Annotated in this window: 14 protein-coding genes; 4 read left to right on the plus strand and 10 right to left on the minus strand. The window is 68.5% G+C overall.

Annotated elements, in window-relative coordinates:
- Positions 1-33 precede the first annotated feature (33 nt).
- Genes PGN16_RS10545 through PGN16_RS10560 form a run of 4 tightly spaced genes read right to left on the minus strand, consistent with a single transcriptional unit; the run spans position 34 to position 3,179 of the window.
- A complete protein-coding gene (locus PGN16_RS10545; protein WP_335310321.1) occupies positions 34-516 on the minus strand; it encodes a chemotaxis protein CheW in 483 nt (160 codons plus the stop codon).
- Between the two features lie 19 nt (positions 517-535).
- Positions 536-2,506, minus strand: coding sequence for a chemotaxis protein CheA (locus tag PGN16_RS10550; RefSeq protein WP_335309354.1), 1,971 nt, complete (start codon positions 2,504-2,506; stop codon positions 536-538).
- Positions 2,503-2,871 carry a response regulator gene (locus PGN16_RS10555; RefSeq protein ID WP_335309355.1) on the minus strand — a complete coding sequence of 123 codons (369 nt, stop codon included), beginning with the start codon at positions 2,869-2,871 and terminating at the stop codon, positions 2,503-2,505. Before PGN16_RS10555 ends, PGN16_RS10550 begins: the two co-directional genes overlap by 4 nt.
- A complete protein-coding gene (locus tag PGN16_RS10560; RefSeq protein ID WP_335309356.1) occupies positions 2,868-3,179 on the minus strand; it encodes an STAS domain-containing protein in 312 nt (103 codons plus the stop codon). Before PGN16_RS10560 ends, PGN16_RS10555 begins: the two co-directional genes overlap by 4 nt.
- A gap of 240 nt (positions 3,180-3,419) precedes the next feature.
- Here PGN16_RS10560 and PGN16_RS10565 point away from each other — a divergent pair, with 240 nt between their 5' ends.
- Positions 3,420-4,274: an MBL fold metallo-hydrolase gene (locus PGN16_RS10565; protein ID WP_335309357.1), complete on the plus strand. Its 855-nt coding sequence runs from the start codon at positions 3,420-3,422 to the stop codon at positions 4,272-4,274.
- A gap of 104 nt (positions 4,275-4,378) precedes the next feature.
- On the opposite strand, the gene PGN16_RS10570 is transcribed toward PGN16_RS10565, so the two are convergent.
- Positions 4,379-5,215: an endonuclease/exonuclease/phosphatase family protein gene (locus PGN16_RS10570; RefSeq protein ID WP_335309358.1), complete on the minus strand. Its 837-nt coding sequence runs from the start codon at positions 5,213-5,215 to the stop codon at positions 4,379-4,381.
- 259 nt (positions 5,216-5,474) lie between these two features.
- Here PGN16_RS10570 and cysD point away from each other — a divergent pair, with 259 nt between their 5' ends.
- From cysD to PGN16_RS10585, 3 genes are read left to right on the plus strand one after another with little or no spacing between them, the layout of a single operon-like run.
- Complete coding sequence (gene cysD / locus PGN16_RS10575) at positions 5,475-6,395, plus strand: sulfate adenylyltransferase subunit CysD (RefSeq protein ID WP_335309359.1); 921 nt, start codon at positions 5,475-5,477, stop codon at positions 6,393-6,395.
- Entirely contained in the window at positions 6,395-8,305 is a 1,911-nt protein-coding gene (cysN, locus tag PGN16_RS10580; protein ID WP_335309360.1) for a sulfate adenylyltransferase subunit CysN, read from the plus strand. The genes cysD and cysN overlap by 1 nt, the downstream gene beginning before the upstream one ends.
- Positions 8,302-9,042 (plus strand): 3'(2'),5'-bisphosphate nucleotidase CysQ, encoded by a 741-nt coding sequence (locus tag PGN16_RS10585; RefSeq protein WP_335309361.1) that lies wholly within the window; start codon positions 8,302-8,304, stop codon positions 9,040-9,042. The genes cysN and PGN16_RS10585 overlap by 4 nt, the downstream gene beginning before the upstream one ends.
- A 166-nt stretch (positions 9,043-9,208) precedes the next feature.
- Here PGN16_RS10585 and PGN16_RS10590 read toward each other — a convergent pair whose 3' ends face one another.
- The 5 genes from PGN16_RS10590 to PGN16_RS10610 form a co-directional block, all read right to left on the minus strand.
- Positions 9,209-9,514, minus strand: a complete 306-nt coding sequence (locus tag PGN16_RS10590; protein ID WP_335309362.1) for a hypothetical protein — start codon at positions 9,512-9,514, stop codon at positions 9,209-9,211.
- Between the two features lie 12 nt (positions 9,515-9,526).
- Positions 9,527-11,884, minus strand: a complete 2,358-nt coding sequence (locus tag PGN16_RS10595) for a ribonuclease R family protein (protein ID WP_335309363.1) — start codon at positions 11,882-11,884, stop codon at positions 9,527-9,529.
- 133 nt (positions 11,885-12,017) lie between these two features.
- Entirely contained in the window at positions 12,018-12,794 is a 777-nt protein-coding gene (locus PGN16_RS10600) for a metallophosphoesterase family protein (protein WP_335309364.1), read from the minus strand.
- Between the two features lie 58 nt (positions 12,795-12,852).
- Positions 12,853-13,482, minus strand: a complete 630-nt coding sequence (locus PGN16_RS10605) for a DUF1190 domain-containing protein (protein ID WP_335309365.1) — start codon at positions 13,480-13,482, stop codon at positions 12,853-12,855.
- 10 nt (positions 13,483-13,492) lie between these two features.
- Positions 13,493-13,906 (minus strand): DUF350 domain-containing protein, encoded by a 414-nt coding sequence (locus PGN16_RS10610; protein WP_335309366.1) that lies wholly within the window; start codon positions 13,904-13,906, stop codon positions 13,493-13,495.
- Positions 13,907-14,156: the final 250 nt, after the last annotated feature.

Consider the following 14,156-nt stretch of genomic DNA (forward strand, 5'->3'; position numbering starts at 1 on the left):
CAAAACCTCTAAAACGCTAAGGCAGCATGGGGATCAGGGCCGTGGCGACAGCACGGCGGCGAAGATGGCGGAAAGATCGGGCAGGATGATGAGATCGTCCCGGCAGCGGACGAGCCGGCGCACGTAGTCGCGCTGCCAGCGCATCCCGACCGCAGGAGCCTCCTCGCTCGCTTCGGCGCTGAGCGTCGCGACCTCGCGCACGTGATCGGTGCGCAGCCCGACCAGCGTCGGCTCGCCGTCGATCGGCAGTTCGATGACGACGATCCGGCTGTCCGGCGTCGTCTCCGCCGCTTCCATCGCGAAGGCGAGGCGCAGGTCGGCGACCGGCACGATCCGCCCGCGAAAGTTGACGACGTGGCGGACCAGCGCCGGGGCGCCCGGCACCGACGTCTCGGGCAGCAGATCGAGGATCTCGCGGACCATCGTCGCTTCCAGCGCGAGCGTCTCGCCGCCGACGTCGAAAGTCAGGACCTCCAGCTCGCCGCGCTCGTTCCAGGCGGTGCCCCCCGCGGCCATGGCGGCCTCGGCGCGTTGCTTAGCTTGCGGCACGGAGCGTCTCCTCACGGGGTTGCGCCATCGCGACCAGTTGCGCGACGTCCAGGATCAGCGCGACATTGCCGTCGCCGAGGATCGTCGCGCCGGAGAAGCTGCCGACGCCGCGATGGAAGGCCGACAGCGATTTGATGACGGTCTGGTGGTTGCCGATGATCTGGTCGACAACCAGCCCGACGCGCTCGCGCCCGGTGGCGACCACCACGATCTTCTGGTGCGGATCGGGGCGCGTGCCGGTGGCGAACAGGTCGCGCAGCCGCACGAACGGCACCAGCCGGTCGCGCAGCGTGATCAGGCTGCGCCCACGCGAGCGCAGATCCTCCTCCAGCGACAGTTCGAGGCATTCCTCGACCGCCGACAGCGGGATCACGTAGCGGCTCTCGCCGACGCGTACCAACAGCCCCTCGATGATCGCCAGCGTCAGCGGGATGCGCAGCGTGATCGTCGAGCCCTTGCCCGCCTCGCTCGCCACGCTGATCGAGCCGCGCAGGCTTTCGATCGTGCGCTTGACGACGTCCATCCCCACGCCGCGCCCGGACAGGTTGGTCACCTGCGCCGCGGTGGAGAAGCCGGGGTGGAAGATCAGCCCGAACAATTCCTCGTCGGCCAGTTGCTGGCCCGGCTCGATCAGCCCGTTGGCCTCGCCCTTGGCGCGGACGCGGTCGCGGTCGATCCCCCGCCCGTCGTCGACGATCGTGATCAGCACCTCGCCGCCCGCCTGATGCGCGCTGAGCTTCACCAGCCCGGTTTCGGACTTGCCCGCCGCAAGGCGGTCGGCCGGCGCTTCGAGCCCGTGGTCGCACGAGTTGCGGATGATGTGGACCAGCGGATCGAACAGCCGCTCGATCACGGTCTTGTCGACCTCGGTGGTCTCGCCCGACGTCTGCAGTTCGATCGCCTTGCCGGTTTCGCGCGCCAGATCGTGGATCAGGCGGCGGAACCGCCCGAACAGCGACGACACCGGCACCATGCGCAACACCATCATCGTGTCGCGCAATTCGCCGGCCAGCCGCTCGATGTCTTCGGTGACCGAACGCAGCAGCAGGTCGTGGCGATTGTTCGCCAGCTGCGACAGCCGGCTCTGCGCGATCACCAGCTCACCGACGCGGTCCATCAGCGCGTCGAGCCGGTCGGCGGGCACGCGGACGTTCTCGACCGCGGGCTGCGCGGCCGCGGGCGGCCCGCCCGCCGCAACGACCGGGGCGGCCGCCTCGACCGGGGCGGCGGCGACGGGCGCCTCCTCCACCACGACCGGCGCCACCGGCGTCTCCTCGCCCAGCGGCGCGATCTCCAGCGTCATGTCGTCCATGACGAAGATGAACACGTCCTCGATCGCCTCGCGCGAGATGTCGCCGCGCAAGGTCACGTCCCAGCCGAGATGGCATTCGTTGGGCACCAGCTGACCCAGCGGCGGCAGCGTGTCGGTGCGCACGCGCACCTCCGCCTCGCCCAGGTCGCGCAACTCGTCGAGCAGCATCAGCGGGTTGGTGCCGTTGGCCATCGCGTCGGCCGGCAGGCGGAAGAACATCCGCCAGCCCTGCGCCGCCGGGGCGGGCGCACTCGCGCCTGCGGCGGTATCGCCGCCGCGCGCGGCCTCGACCGCCGCGGCCAGCCGCGCCAGGATCGCATCGCCCTCGGCCTGCGGCGCGTTGCCCTCGACCAGCGCGGCCATATGGTCGCGCGCGGACAGGATCACGGACACCAGTTCGGCGGTCGCGGGCACCTCGCCCTTGCGGACGCGGTCGAACGCGCTTTCGCAATGGTGCGTGAATGCCGCCAGTGCGTCGAAGCCGAACATCGCGCCCGAACCCTTGAGCGTGTGCAGTCCGCGGAACACCGCATTGACCAGCGCCATGTCGTCCAGCCGGTGCCCGAGATCGAGCAGCCCCTGTTCGACCTGCTCCAGCAGCTCGCCCGCCTCCACCCGGAAGGTGGCTGTCGGGTCCTCGGTCACTTGCCGAGCACCTTCTGCGCGACGCGGATCAACTGGTCGGGCTGGAACGGCTTGACCAGCCAGCCGGTCGCGCCCGCCGCCTTGGCCTGCGCCTTCATGTCGGCGTCGCTCTCGGTCGACAGGAAGATGATCGGCACGCCGGCCTGCGCGGGCTGTTCGCGCAGCGCGCGGATCATCGACAGGCCGTCCATGTTGGGCATGTTCAGGTCGGTGACGATCATGTCGAAGCGCGTGCCCGTCGCCTTGGCGAGCCCGTCGGCGCCGTCGACCGCCTCGGTCACGGCATAGCCCGCGCCGGTCAGCGCGATGCGGATCGCCATCCGCAGGCTGGCGCTGTCGTCAACGGTAAGGATCGAAGCGGTCATTGCGCGCAATCTCCGTGGAACCAGAACAAGGCGTCGTCCTCCGACGCAGGAATGAAGCCGGCCCGCGCCAGCAAGGCACGGAACGGGTCGCCGACCGGGGCGGTCAGCGCGAAATCGCGGCCGTCGTCGCGCGCGGCGCGGCGTGCGGACTCGACCAGCTGCACCACGCTCAGGTCGGGCGCGGCCACGGCGGAGAGATCGAGCCGCACCGCATCGCTCGCCGCGAAGGCGTGCGACAGATCGTCGGCGAGCAAGCCGATCGATGGCAGGCACAGGTCCCCTGCCGCGACCACATGGGTGATCGACATCAACTTGTTGCTCCTTCACTGGACGTCGGACCCGCCGGGGCGGGCCGCGGCGCCGAACGCCCGAACCATTGCGGATCGCGCCGCATCGGGCGCATGGAAACTTCCGCTACGACCGCCTTGCTACCGGCAAGGGGTAAAATGACGATTAACCCGCCCGCTGCCGCCCTGATCGACGGCCAAAGCTGATCGACGTAATGTCAGGCACTTGCGCCTTGCCCTACAATCGGGGTGGAGGTGCCGATGCGAATTTTTCACCTGAACTGCGGAAACGACTGTCCGCTCGGCGGCGCATTGTTCGACGGACGCAGCCTCGGCCCGCTGGGTCGGATCGTCTGCCAATGCCTGTTGATCGAGACCGACGCGCACGGTCTGGTGCTGGTCGATACCGGCTACGGCCTGCGCGACGTCGCGCATCCGCACCACCGCCCCGATCCGCGCATCGCGCTGCCGTGGCGCATGATGCTCAACATCCGGCTCCACGAACGCGACACCGCGATCCGCCAGATCGAGGCGCTCGGGTATCGCGCCGCCGATGTGCGGCACATCATCGCCACGCATCTCGACTTCGACCATGCCGGCGGACTGGAGGATTTCCCCAACGCCACCGTTCATGTGATGCAGCGCGAATATGACGACGCCACCGGCCCGCGCGCCGGGGTCGTCGCGCGCAACCGCTGGCGGCCGCGACAGCTCGACGACGTGCAGCGCTGGCAATGCTATGGCGCGCGCGGCGAGCGCTGGTTCGGGTTCGATGCGGTGCGCGATCTGGACGGGCTGCCGCCCGAGATCCTGATGGTGCCGCTGCCCGGCCACACCTGGGGCCATGCCGGGGTGGCGGTGCGGCAGGACGACGGGCGCTGGCTGCTCCATGCCGGCGACGCCTATTTCTACCGCGGCGAGATGCGGCAGGCGCGGCGGCGCTGCACGCCCGGCCTGCGCGCCTATCAGCGGCTGATGGAGGTCGATGCCACCGCGCGGCTCGACAACCAGCAGCGGCTGCGCACGCTCTCGATCGACCATCGCGACGCGGTGACCGTCACCTGCACCCACGATCCGGTCGAACTCGAGCGGTTGCAGGCGGGCATGCCGTTGTAGACTTTCGTCGCCCCGGACTCGATCCGGGCCCCCGCTTCTTCTTCCGGGCGGCGTAGGAAGCGGGATCCCGGGTCAAGCCCGGGATGACGCGAGATTAACGGACGTCATTCCCCCTTCAGATCGGCGACGATCGGGAAATGGTCGGATGGATAGCGCGCGCCCTCGTGCGTGGTCAGCACCTTCGCCGCGACCGGGCGGAAGCCTTTGACCAGAATATAATCGATCCACTTGCCCGCCTCGGGCGTGCCGGTGAAGTCGTGAAAGGTGCCGGTCGGCGCGTCGGCGGTGCGCGCGAGGCGCGAGGCGTCGGCTAGGAACGCCGTCAGCCGGCGGACCGCGGCGCTGTCGGGCGTGGTGTTCAGATCGCCGGTCAGCACGATCGGCAACCCCGGCGCGATCGCCGGCAGCCGCTCGGCGATCAGCGCGGCGGAGCGGTTGCGCGCTTCCTCATCCTCCGCGCCGCGATGCGCGAAATGCGTATCCGCCATCAGGAAGCGGCGCTTCGCCTTTCCGGTCGTCTCGAACACCCCCCATGTCACCATCCGCGGCAGGTTCGCGCCCCAGCTGATCCTGCCCGGCGTCTCGGGGGTGTCGGACAGCCAGAAGTCGCCGCTGCGGATCAGTTTCAGCCGGTCGGCGCGGTAGAAGACGCCCATATGCTCGCCCTTGTGCCCGCCGTCGCGGTCGCGCCCGAACCAGCGATAGCGCGGCAGCGCGCGGACGATGTCGTCGCCCTGCGTCTTGAGCAGCTCCTGCGTGCCGATCACGTCGGGGTTGGCCTCACGCACCGTCTGCATGAACAGGTCGCGCCGCGCCGGCCAGACGTTGGGACCGTCGCAATCGCAGGCGAAGCGGACGTTGAAGGTCATGACACGCACGTCCTGCGCCTGTGCACCACTTGCGGTCACCAGCGCCGCCGCCGCCATCATCAAACGCTTCATCTGCAACCCTTCTTTCTTTCCGTCTCGCTATCCCAGCGCGCTCGTCATTGCGACCCCGGCGCAGGCCGGGGGAAGCAATCCAGGGCGTCCTGGTCCGGCGCTGGATTGCGTCGCTACGCTCGCAATGACGATTGGCGCTGCCGAGAAGCTGCAATTGCCCCGCCGCAACCAATTCCACGCCCCGCTGCCGCGCGTTTCCGCGCAAGGGATGACAGACGCATGACGACCGGACCCGCGCGTCCGGCGTAGAGGGAAGCGAATGTCACGGTTGCTCGATCACCAACGCCTTACCCACCTGCAACGGCTCGAGGCCGAGGCGATCCACATCATGCGCGAGGTGGTGGCCGAGGCGGACAATCCCGTGATGCTCTATTCGGTCGGCAAGGACAGCGCGGTGATGCTGCACCTCGCACGCAAGGCGTTCTTTCCCAGCGCCCCGCCCTTCCCGCTGCTGCATGTCGACACGACGTGGAAGTTTCGCGAGATGTACGCGCTGCGCGACCGGATGGCGGCGGAAAGCGGGATGACCCTGCTCGTCCACCAGAATCCCGAGGCGATCGAGCGCGGGATCAACCCGTTCGACCACGGCGCGCTGCACACCGACCTGTGGAAGACCGAGGGGCTGAAGCAGGCGCTCGACCATTACGGCTTCGACGCCGCGTTCGGCGGCGCACGCCGCGACGAGGAGAAGAGCCGCGCCAAGGAGCGGATCTTCAGCTTCCGCACCGCCACGCACGGCTGGGACCCGAAGAACCAGCGGCCCGAGCTGTGGAACCTCTATAACGCGCGCAAGAACAAGGGCGAGAGCATCCGCGTCTTCCCGATCTCGAACTGGACCGAGCTGGACATCTGGCAATATATCCACCTGAACGACGTGCCGATCGTCCCGCTTTATTTCGCCGCCGAGCGCCCGACCGTCGAGCGCGACGGGATGCTGCTGATGGTCGATGACGAGCGCTTCCGGCTGTTGCCCGGCGAGGAGCCGGTGCTGCGCTCGATCCGCTTCCGCACACTCGGCTGCTACCCGCTGACCGGCGCGGTCGAGAGCCGCGCGACGACGCTGCCGCAGGTGATCCAGGAGACGCTGCTCACCACCACCAGCGAGCGGCAGGGGCGCGCGATCGACAAGGATGCCGGCGGCGCGGGAATGGAAGTGAAGAAGCAGCAGGGGTATTTCTGATGAGCACTGCACCTGCTTATGTCGTCGACGACCTCATCGCGCGCGACATCGACGCCTATCTCGACAGCCATCAGCATAAGACGATGCTGCGCTTCATCACCTGCGGCTCGGTCGACGACGGCAAGTCGACGCTGATCGGGCGGCTGCTCTACGATTCGAAGATGATCTTCGAGGATCAGCTCGCCGCGCTGGAGAGCGACTCGCGCAAACAGGGCACGCAAGGTGGCGAGATCGACTTCGCGCTGCTGGTCGACGGACTCGCCGCCGAGCGCGAACAGGGGATCACGATCGACGTCGCCTATCGCTTCTTCAATACCGAGAAGCGCAAGTTCATCGTCGCCGACTGCCCCGGGCACGAACAATATACGCGCAACATGGTGACGGGCGCGTCGACCGCCGATCTCGCGGTGATCCTGATCGACGCGCGCAAGGGCGTGCTGACGCAGACGCGGCGGCACAGCTACCTCTGCCACCTGATCGGCATCCGCAACATCGTGCTGGCGGTCAATAAGATGGATCTGGTCGGCTACGATCAGGCGACGTTCGACACGATCGTCGCCGATTACGCCGCCTTCGCGCATTCGATCGGGATCGCCGGCTTTACCGCGCTGCCGATCTCGGGGTTCAAAGGCGACAACATCACCGCGCGCTCGGCGAACACGCCGTGGTATGACGGACCGACGCTGGTCGAGCATCTCGAAACGGTCGAGGTGCTGGCGTCGGTCGATGCCGACAAGCCGTTCCGGATGCCGGTGCAATGGGTCAACCGCCCGCACCTCGACTTTCGCGGTTTCTCGGGGCTGATCGCGACCGGACGCGTCGCGGTCGGCGACCGGGTGCGCGTGCTACCGTCGGGCAAGACCTCGGCGGTGACGCGGATCGTCACGCTCGACGGCGATCTGGAGCAGGCGGTCGCCGGCCAGTCGGTGACCTTGTGCTTCGCCGACGAGATCGACTGTTCGCGCGGCGACGTGATCGCCGCCGCCGAGCAACCGCCCGAAGCCGCCGACCAGTTCGAGGCGACCTTGGTGTGGCTCGACGATGCGAGCTTGCGCGTCGGGCGCGGCTATTGGCTGAAGCTGGGCACGCAGACCGTCTCGGCGACCGTCCAGCAGCCCAAATATGTCGTCAACGTCAACACGCTCGAACAGCTCGCCGCCAAGACGCTCGACCTCAACGCGATCGGCGTCGCGGAGCTGACCACCGATCGTGCGATCGTGTTCGAGCCCTATGCCGACAATCGCACACTCGGCGGGTTCATCCTGATCGACAAGCTGACCAACGCCACGGTCGCGGCGGGGATGCTGCATTTCAGCCTGCGCCGCGCGCAGAACGTCCATTGGCAGGCGGTCGACGTCGGCCGCGAAGCGCACGCCGCGCTCAAGGAACAGCAGCCGGCAGTGCTGTGGTTCACCGGCCTGTCCGGCTCGGGCAAGTCGACGATCGCCAATCTGGTCGAGAAACGGCTCCACGCACTCGGCCGCCATACCTTCCTGCTCGACGGCGACAATGTCCGCCACGGGCTCAACAAGGATTTGGGCTTTACGGAAGCCGACCGGATCGAGAACATCCGCCGCGTCGGCGAGGTGGCAAAGCTGATGACCGACGCCGGCCTGATCGTGCTGACCGCCTTCATCAGCCCGTTCCGCGCCGAGCGCGAGATGGTGCGCGCGATGCTGCCGGCGGGCGAGTTCGTCGAGGTGTTCGTCGACACGCCGTTCGCGGAAGCCGAGCGCCGCGACGTGAAGGGGCTCTACAAGAAGGCGCGCGCCGGGCTGCTCAAGAACTTCACCGGCATCGACAGCCCCTATGAGCGGCCCGAGGCGCCCGAGGTGCGGATCGACACGACCGTCACCACTCCCGAACAGGCCGCCGAGCAGATCGTCGACCTGCTGCTGCGCCGCGCATGACCGTGGAGACGAGCGACGCGGCGCTGGCCGCGCATCTCGCCGAGGTGGCGGGCGCGCTGCTGCTCACGGTGCGCGACAGCGCGGCGCTGACCGAGCAGGCGCTCGCCAAAGCCGGCGACGCGATCGCCAACCGCTTTCTGGTCGAGGCGCTGCGCGCGCAACGCGCTGCGGACGGGCTATTGTCCGAGGAAGAGAAGGACTGCCCGATCCGCCTCGACCGCTCACGGGTGTGGATCGTCGATCCGGTGGACGGGACGCGCGAATATGCCGAGCGGCGTGCCGACTGGGCGGTGCATGTCGGGCTCGCGATCGACGGCGTGCCGACCACCGGCGCGGTCGCCTTGCCCGCGGCGGGCGTTGTGTTGCGCAGCGACGCGCCGGTCGCGGTCCCGCCCGCACCCGAACGGCTGCGGATGGTGGTCAGCCGCTCGCGCCCGGCGCGCGAGGCAGTGGCGGTCGCCGAAGCATTGGGGGCGGAGCTTGTGCCGATGGGCAGCGCCGGGGCGAAGGCGATGAGCATCATCCTCGGCCAGTCCGACATCTATCTGCATTCGGGCGGGCAATATGAATGGGACAGCTGCGCCCCCGCCGCCGTCGCCCGCGCGCACGGCCTCCACGTCAGCCGCATCGACGGCACGCCGCTGATCTACAATTGCGCCGACACCTACATGCCCGACCTGCTGATCTGCCGGCACGAACACGTCACCCCGGTGCTGGCGGCGCTCTCGCACATATGAACGTCGCCCCGGGCTCGACCCGGGGCCCGCTTCTTACTGGCGCGTACCGAAGAAAAAGATTGGCAACGACGCCCCCCGATCCGTCATTGCGAGCGTAGCGAAGCAATCCAGGGCGCCTCGATCCGGCACTGGATTGCTTCGCTCCGCTCGCAATGACAGCCGCAGCCTACCCCCCGATCGCCATCGCCCCCGCCGCCGCAAACCCGGCGATCGCGAGAATCCCCAGCACCCGCGCCAACGATTCCTTGCGGTAATCCGACAGCCGCGCCTCGTTGAGCCAGTACAAGCCCTCCGGCGTCTTCTCGATCGCGCCGAACGCCACCATCCGCTCGAACACACGCCGGTCGAGCCGCGACTTGGGCGTCGGGAACTTGGTCGCGGTCTCCTTCGACGTCGCGCCCGCCGAGGTGAAATGCCAGGTGACGCGGTTGCGCGCCTTGGCGATCAGCGCCGCCATGATCGTGCCGGACATGCGAACTCCTTCTTACTTCTTGCGATTCTGATGACGCAGGTTACCGGGCCGCCCGCGGCGCTTGAGCACGCGCGGCGGCTTGACGCCCTTCGCCGGGGCGCGCTCGCGCGGTACGCCGCCATAGCGCCCCTCGGGCAGCTCGAAGCGCAGCGCCCCCGACACCGGATTGGCCTCGGCGAGCCGCAATTCCAGCCTTTGCCCCTGCGCATATTCCTCGCCGCTCTGCTCGCCGACCAGCCGCCGCGCCGCCTCGTCGAAGCGGAAATATTCGCCGCCCAGATCGCGCACCGGCATCAACCCGTCGCCGCCGATCCCGTCGACGGTCGCGAAGAAGCCGAAATTGGTGACCCCGGTGATCCGCACCTCGACCAGCTCGCCGACCCGCTCCGACAGGAACGCGGCGACATAGCGGTCGATCGTCTCGCGCTCGGCCTCCATCGCGCGACGCTCCAGCTTGCTGATCGTCGTGCCCGCCAGCTCGAAATCCTCGTCGCCGTTCAGCCCGCCCGGCCCCAGTCCGTAAGCCGACACCAGCGCGCGATGCACCATCAGGTCGGCATAGCGGCGGATCGGCGAGGTGAAATGCGCATAGCTGCCCAGCGACAGCCCGAAGTGGCCGTGGTTGGCGGGCGCATAATAGGCCTGCGTCTGCGAGCGGAGGATCTGCTCCATGATCTCGGGCCGGAACGGCACGTCGCCGACCCGCTCGAGAATGCGGTTGAAGGTCGCCGGCTTGACGACCTGCCCCAGCGCGAACGGCACCTCGAACGTCTCGAGATAGTCCTTGAGCGCCACCAGCTTCTCGCGCGCGGGCGCTTCGTGGACGCGGTACATCACCGGAGCCTTCTTCGCCTCCAGCGCCTTGGCGGCGGCGACGTTGGCGGCGATCATGAAGTCCTCGATCAGCCGGTGCGCGTCGAGCCGCTCGCGCGCCGCCACCGACATGATCCGCCCCTTCTCGTCGAGCACCACCCGCCGCTCGGGCAGATCGAGGTCGAGCGGCTCGCGCTTGTCGCGCGCCGCGGCCAGCGCGTGCCAGCAGTCCCAGAGGTTGGTGAGAGCAGGAAGAAGCCCTCTCCCCTCCGGGGAGAGGGTTGGGTGAGGGGTAGGTGTCTCACCGAGACCATCGCCCGTTGCAGCCCCTCCCCCAACCCCCTCCCCGCAGGGGCGGGGGCTTAGGTCCACACCATCGATCGCCGCCTGCGCCTCCTCGTAAGCGATGTTCGCCGCCAGCCGCACCACCGCCCGCGTAAACCGCCAGCTCTTCAGCGTCCCCGCCTTCGTCACCTGCAAATGGCACGTCAGCGCCGCGCGATCCTCGCCGGCCTTCAGCGAGCAGACATCCGCCGACAGGATCTCCGGCAGCATCGGCACAACCCGATCGGGGAAATAGACCGAATTCCCGCGCGCGCGCGCCTCGCGGTCGATCGCGCTGCCCGGCCGCACGTAGAAGCTGACATCGGCGATCGCGACGATCGCCTTCCACCCGCCCTCATTCGCGGGATCGTCGTCGGGCGTCGCCCACACCGCATCGTCATGGTCGCGCGCATCCGCGGGATCGATCGCGACGATCGGCAGATGCGTCAGGTCCTCCCGCCCGTCCCCAAGCGGTTGCCGCGCCACCCGCTGCGCCTCGTCCAACGCCTCCTGCGCAAAGCTATCGGGGATGCCATGCTTGTGGATCGCGATCAGCGAGAAGCTGCGCGGCGCGAACGGATCGCCGAGCCGCGCCACCACCTTCGCCATCACCCGCGGCGGTCGCCCGGCGATCTCGGCGCTGACCAGATCGCCCGCCTCGGCGCCGCCAGCGTCCGAGACCGGATATTCGCGCCGCTCCTTCTTCTCGACGCCCTGCAACCACAACCGGTCACCCTCGCGCCGCAGCACCCCGATCACCTGCTCGGCGGCGGGCGCGAGCACCTTCATCGGATGCGCGGTCCAGCCGCCGCCGGTCTCCTCATTGCGCGCGAGGATCCGTTCGCCGACTCCCAGCGCCCCGCGCTTGCGGTCGCGCACGCGAATACGCGGGGTCGGCACGTCGGCCTCCCAGCGCTCGGGCACGCCCCAGACGTTGCCGCCCTGATCGACGTCGACGATCCGCAGCACCGTCACCTTGGGCAGCCCGCCCATCTTGTGGAACGCGCGACCGGGCGCGGAGTCGATCAGCCCTTCGTCGCCCATGTCCTTGAGCAGCGCCTTGAGCGCGATCTTCTGCTGCGCGGTCAGGCCAAAGGCGCGCGCGATCTCGCGCTTGCCCGCGGGCGTCGCGGAGGAGGTGATGAAATCGAGGATCTGCTCGCGCGTCGGCAGGCCGGGGCTGGGTTTCTTGGGCACGGACGGGAGATAGGGAGTGTGGCGCGGGAAAGCCATCGAGTTAAGCCCTCTCCCCTCCGGGGAGAGGGTTTGGGTGAGGGGCCGGGGTCTCATAGAGAGTCCGGTCTCGGTGAGACCTCAACCCCTCACCCAACCCTCTCCCCGAAGGGGAGAGGGTTACGGCAGTGCCCTACCGCCCCGCCGCCGTCATCTCGCTAATCGGATACACCGGCTGCGCCGACATCGTCCGCACCAGCGTCTCGAACCGATCCCCCTCGACCCGAATCTCATTGAACGCCGGCGGCGAGTTGCGCGTCCGCTTCGACAGCGTCCCCGCGCCGATCATCCGCACCCGCCAGCCGTTGCGCTCATACGGCATGTCGAACGGATCATGGACATGCCCCGACAGCACCGCATGGACCCCGGCATCCGCCAGCGCCGCCAGCGCGACATCGCCGCGCTTGGTCTTCGCGGTCCCCTGGCTGCCGCCGTCGATCAGCGGATGGTGCCCGGCGACGAAGATCAGATTGCCGCGCGGCGCCGCCTCGACCAGCGCCAGCGCGCGGCGCAGCGAACCGTGGCTCACCCGCCCCTTCGACCAGTTCCAGCGCCATTGCGCGCGCGCGGTCGTCTTCAACGGGACGATCGTGATCCCATGGATCTCCAGCGGTCGCTCGATCATCTTCTCGACCGCGGCATAGCGCGAATAGGGCGCGAACAGCCGCCGCAGCGGGTCCCAGTAATAAGGAATGTCGTGGTTGCCGACCTCCAGCGTCACCGGCACGCCCAGGCTCTTCAGCCACGCGCCGCCGTCGTCGAACTCACGCCTGGTCGCGCGCATCGTCAGGTCGCCGGTCATGATGACCGCGTCGGGCTTCTCTTCCGCCACCACGTCGCGGAACCACGCGACCGCGGCGGGGTCCTCCGCGCCGAAATGAACGTCGCTGACGTGGAAAAGCCGGGTCATCCCTGTCCTTTTTATCGGTTATCCCCCGCGCGAACGCATCACGCGCCGATCGGCTGCGTCACCCGCCAAACGAGCGCCCGCCGCCCCAGCCGCCGCTCGACCGCGCCGAGACGCGCCCCCCGAACCCGCCGCGCGACACGACCGAGCTGCGCGTCTGGATACGCTGTGTGGTGATCGGCGCGGTCACCGCGCGCGACCCGACCTGATAATTATACCCGCGCCCGCCATAGCCGCCGCCGTACAGCCACGCGCCCGACGGCGTATACCAGCTGCCGTCGCGGCGGTTCTGGTACAGGCCGTTGTAGCGATAGCCCGATCCGTCGAGCAGCCGCCCGATCATGAACCCCGTCAGCAGCGGCACGAAGAAGCTCTGCCCGCCCTCGTTGCGCGCCAGGCATTGCCCGGACCCGAACTGGTCCTCGCACAGGCTCTTCTCGTCGAAGCGCGGCGCGGCCTTGCCGTCGGTGTTCGCGGCTTCCCTGGCGGCATTCTCGCACGTCACCTTGGCGAACGCGCCGCTCGCGACGCATTCGTCGACGGTCTTGAACGCCGACACCTCGGTCGGCGGGCCGAACTGCTGTTGCTGGTCGGGGGTGCCGTCGCAGCCGGACAGCATCGCCAGCGCGCCGGCGGCGGTCAGCCCGGCGGCGGCGGAGCGCTTGCGGCGGAGGGGAAGGGAATCGGTCATCGCGTCGGCCTCAATAGCTCATGCAGGCGGCGTTGAGCAGCCCGACCGCGATCGACGTCGCCGCCATATACACCGCGCTCGCGACATTGCCGGTTTCGATCCGCGCCACCAGATCGCGGATCACGATCCGCCGCACCACCAGCGACGCCACCACCTGGATCACCCCCGCCAGCACGCCCCATGCCACGAACTCCAGCGGATCGGCGGTCACCTCCAACGCCGAGGCGAGCGGCAGCGCGAACCCGACGATCGCCCCGCCGAAGGTGATCGCGGCGGCCATATTGCCCTCCGCGACCAGCCGCCGTTCGTCATAGGGCGTCGAGACCTGATACAGCCATTTGAAGATCGCGAGGAACAGGCACGCGATCGCAAAGGCGATCAGGAAATGCCCGGCCCCGAACAGAAAGGCGGTCGTGTCGAACATACGTGCTCCCCTTTTCCCATGCGATCGGTGTTCCGGCCCTCACGTCATCCCGGACTTGATCCGGGATCCCGCTTCTTCTTCCACGCCCGCGGAGAAGAAGCGGGGCCCCGGATCAAGTCCGGGGCGACGATGGAAGGGTTCGCCCTTGACTGCAACCTCACCGTCAAACCGGCCTGCGGCTTCATCGTCATTGCGAGCGTAGCGAAGCAATCCTGGGCGTCCTGGTCCGGCACTGGATTGCTTCGCTACG

Source organism: Sphingomonas phyllosphaerae, assembly GCF_036946485.1.
GTDB lineage: Bacteria > Pseudomonadota > Alphaproteobacteria > Sphingomonadales > Sphingomonadaceae > Sphingomonas > Sphingomonas phyllosphaerae_E.

Excerpts from the sequence above, each read along its gene's own strand:
- PGN16_RS10545 (WP_335310321.1), bottom strand. The coding sequence starts at position 516 with ATGGCCGCGGGGGGCACCGCCTGGAACGAGCGCGGCGAGCTGGAGGTC.
- PGN16_RS10555 (WP_335309355.1), bottom strand. The coding sequence starts at position 2,871 with ATGACCGCTTCGATCCTTACCGTTGACGACAGCGCCAGCCTGCGGATG.
- PGN16_RS10560 (WP_335309356.1), bottom strand. The coding sequence starts at position 3,179 with ATGTCGATCACCCATGTGGTCGCGGCAGGGGACCTGTGCCTGCCATCG.
- PGN16_RS10565 (WP_335309357.1), top strand. The coding sequence starts at position 3,420 with ATGCGAATTTTTCACCTGAACTGCGGAAACGACTGTCCGCTCGGCGGC.
- PGN16_RS10570 (WP_335309358.1), bottom strand. The coding sequence starts at position 5,215 with ATGAAGCGTTTGATGATGGCGGCGGCGGCGCTGGTGACCGCAAGTGGT.
- cysD (WP_335309359.1), top strand. The coding sequence starts at position 5,475 with ATGTCACGGTTGCTCGATCACCAACGCCTTACCCACCTGCAACGGCTC.
- cysN (WP_335309360.1), top strand. The coding sequence starts at position 6,395 with ATGAGCACTGCACCTGCTTATGTCGTCGACGACCTCATCGCGCGCGAC.
- PGN16_RS10585 (WP_335309361.1), top strand. The coding sequence starts at position 8,302 with ATGACCGTGGAGACGAGCGACGCGGCGCTGGCCGCGCATCTCGCCGAG.
- PGN16_RS10590 (WP_335309362.1), bottom strand. The coding sequence starts at position 9,514 with ATGTCCGGCACGATCATGGCGGCGCTGATCGCCAAGGCGCGCAACCGC.
- PGN16_RS10595 (WP_335309363.1), bottom strand. The coding sequence starts at position 11,884 with ATGGCTTTCCCGCGCCACACTCCCTATCTCCCGTCCGTGCCCAAGAAA.
- PGN16_RS10600 (WP_335309364.1), bottom strand. The coding sequence starts at position 12,794 with ATGACCCGGCTTTTCCACGTCAGCGACGTTCATTTCGGCGCGGAGGAC.
- PGN16_RS10605 (WP_335309365.1), bottom strand. The coding sequence starts at position 13,482 with ATGACCGATTCCCTTCCCCTCCGCCGCAAGCGCTCCGCCGCCGCCGGG.
- PGN16_RS10610 (WP_335309366.1), bottom strand. The coding sequence starts at position 13,906 with ATGTTCGACACGACCGCCTTTCTGTTCGGGGCCGGGCATTTCCTGATC.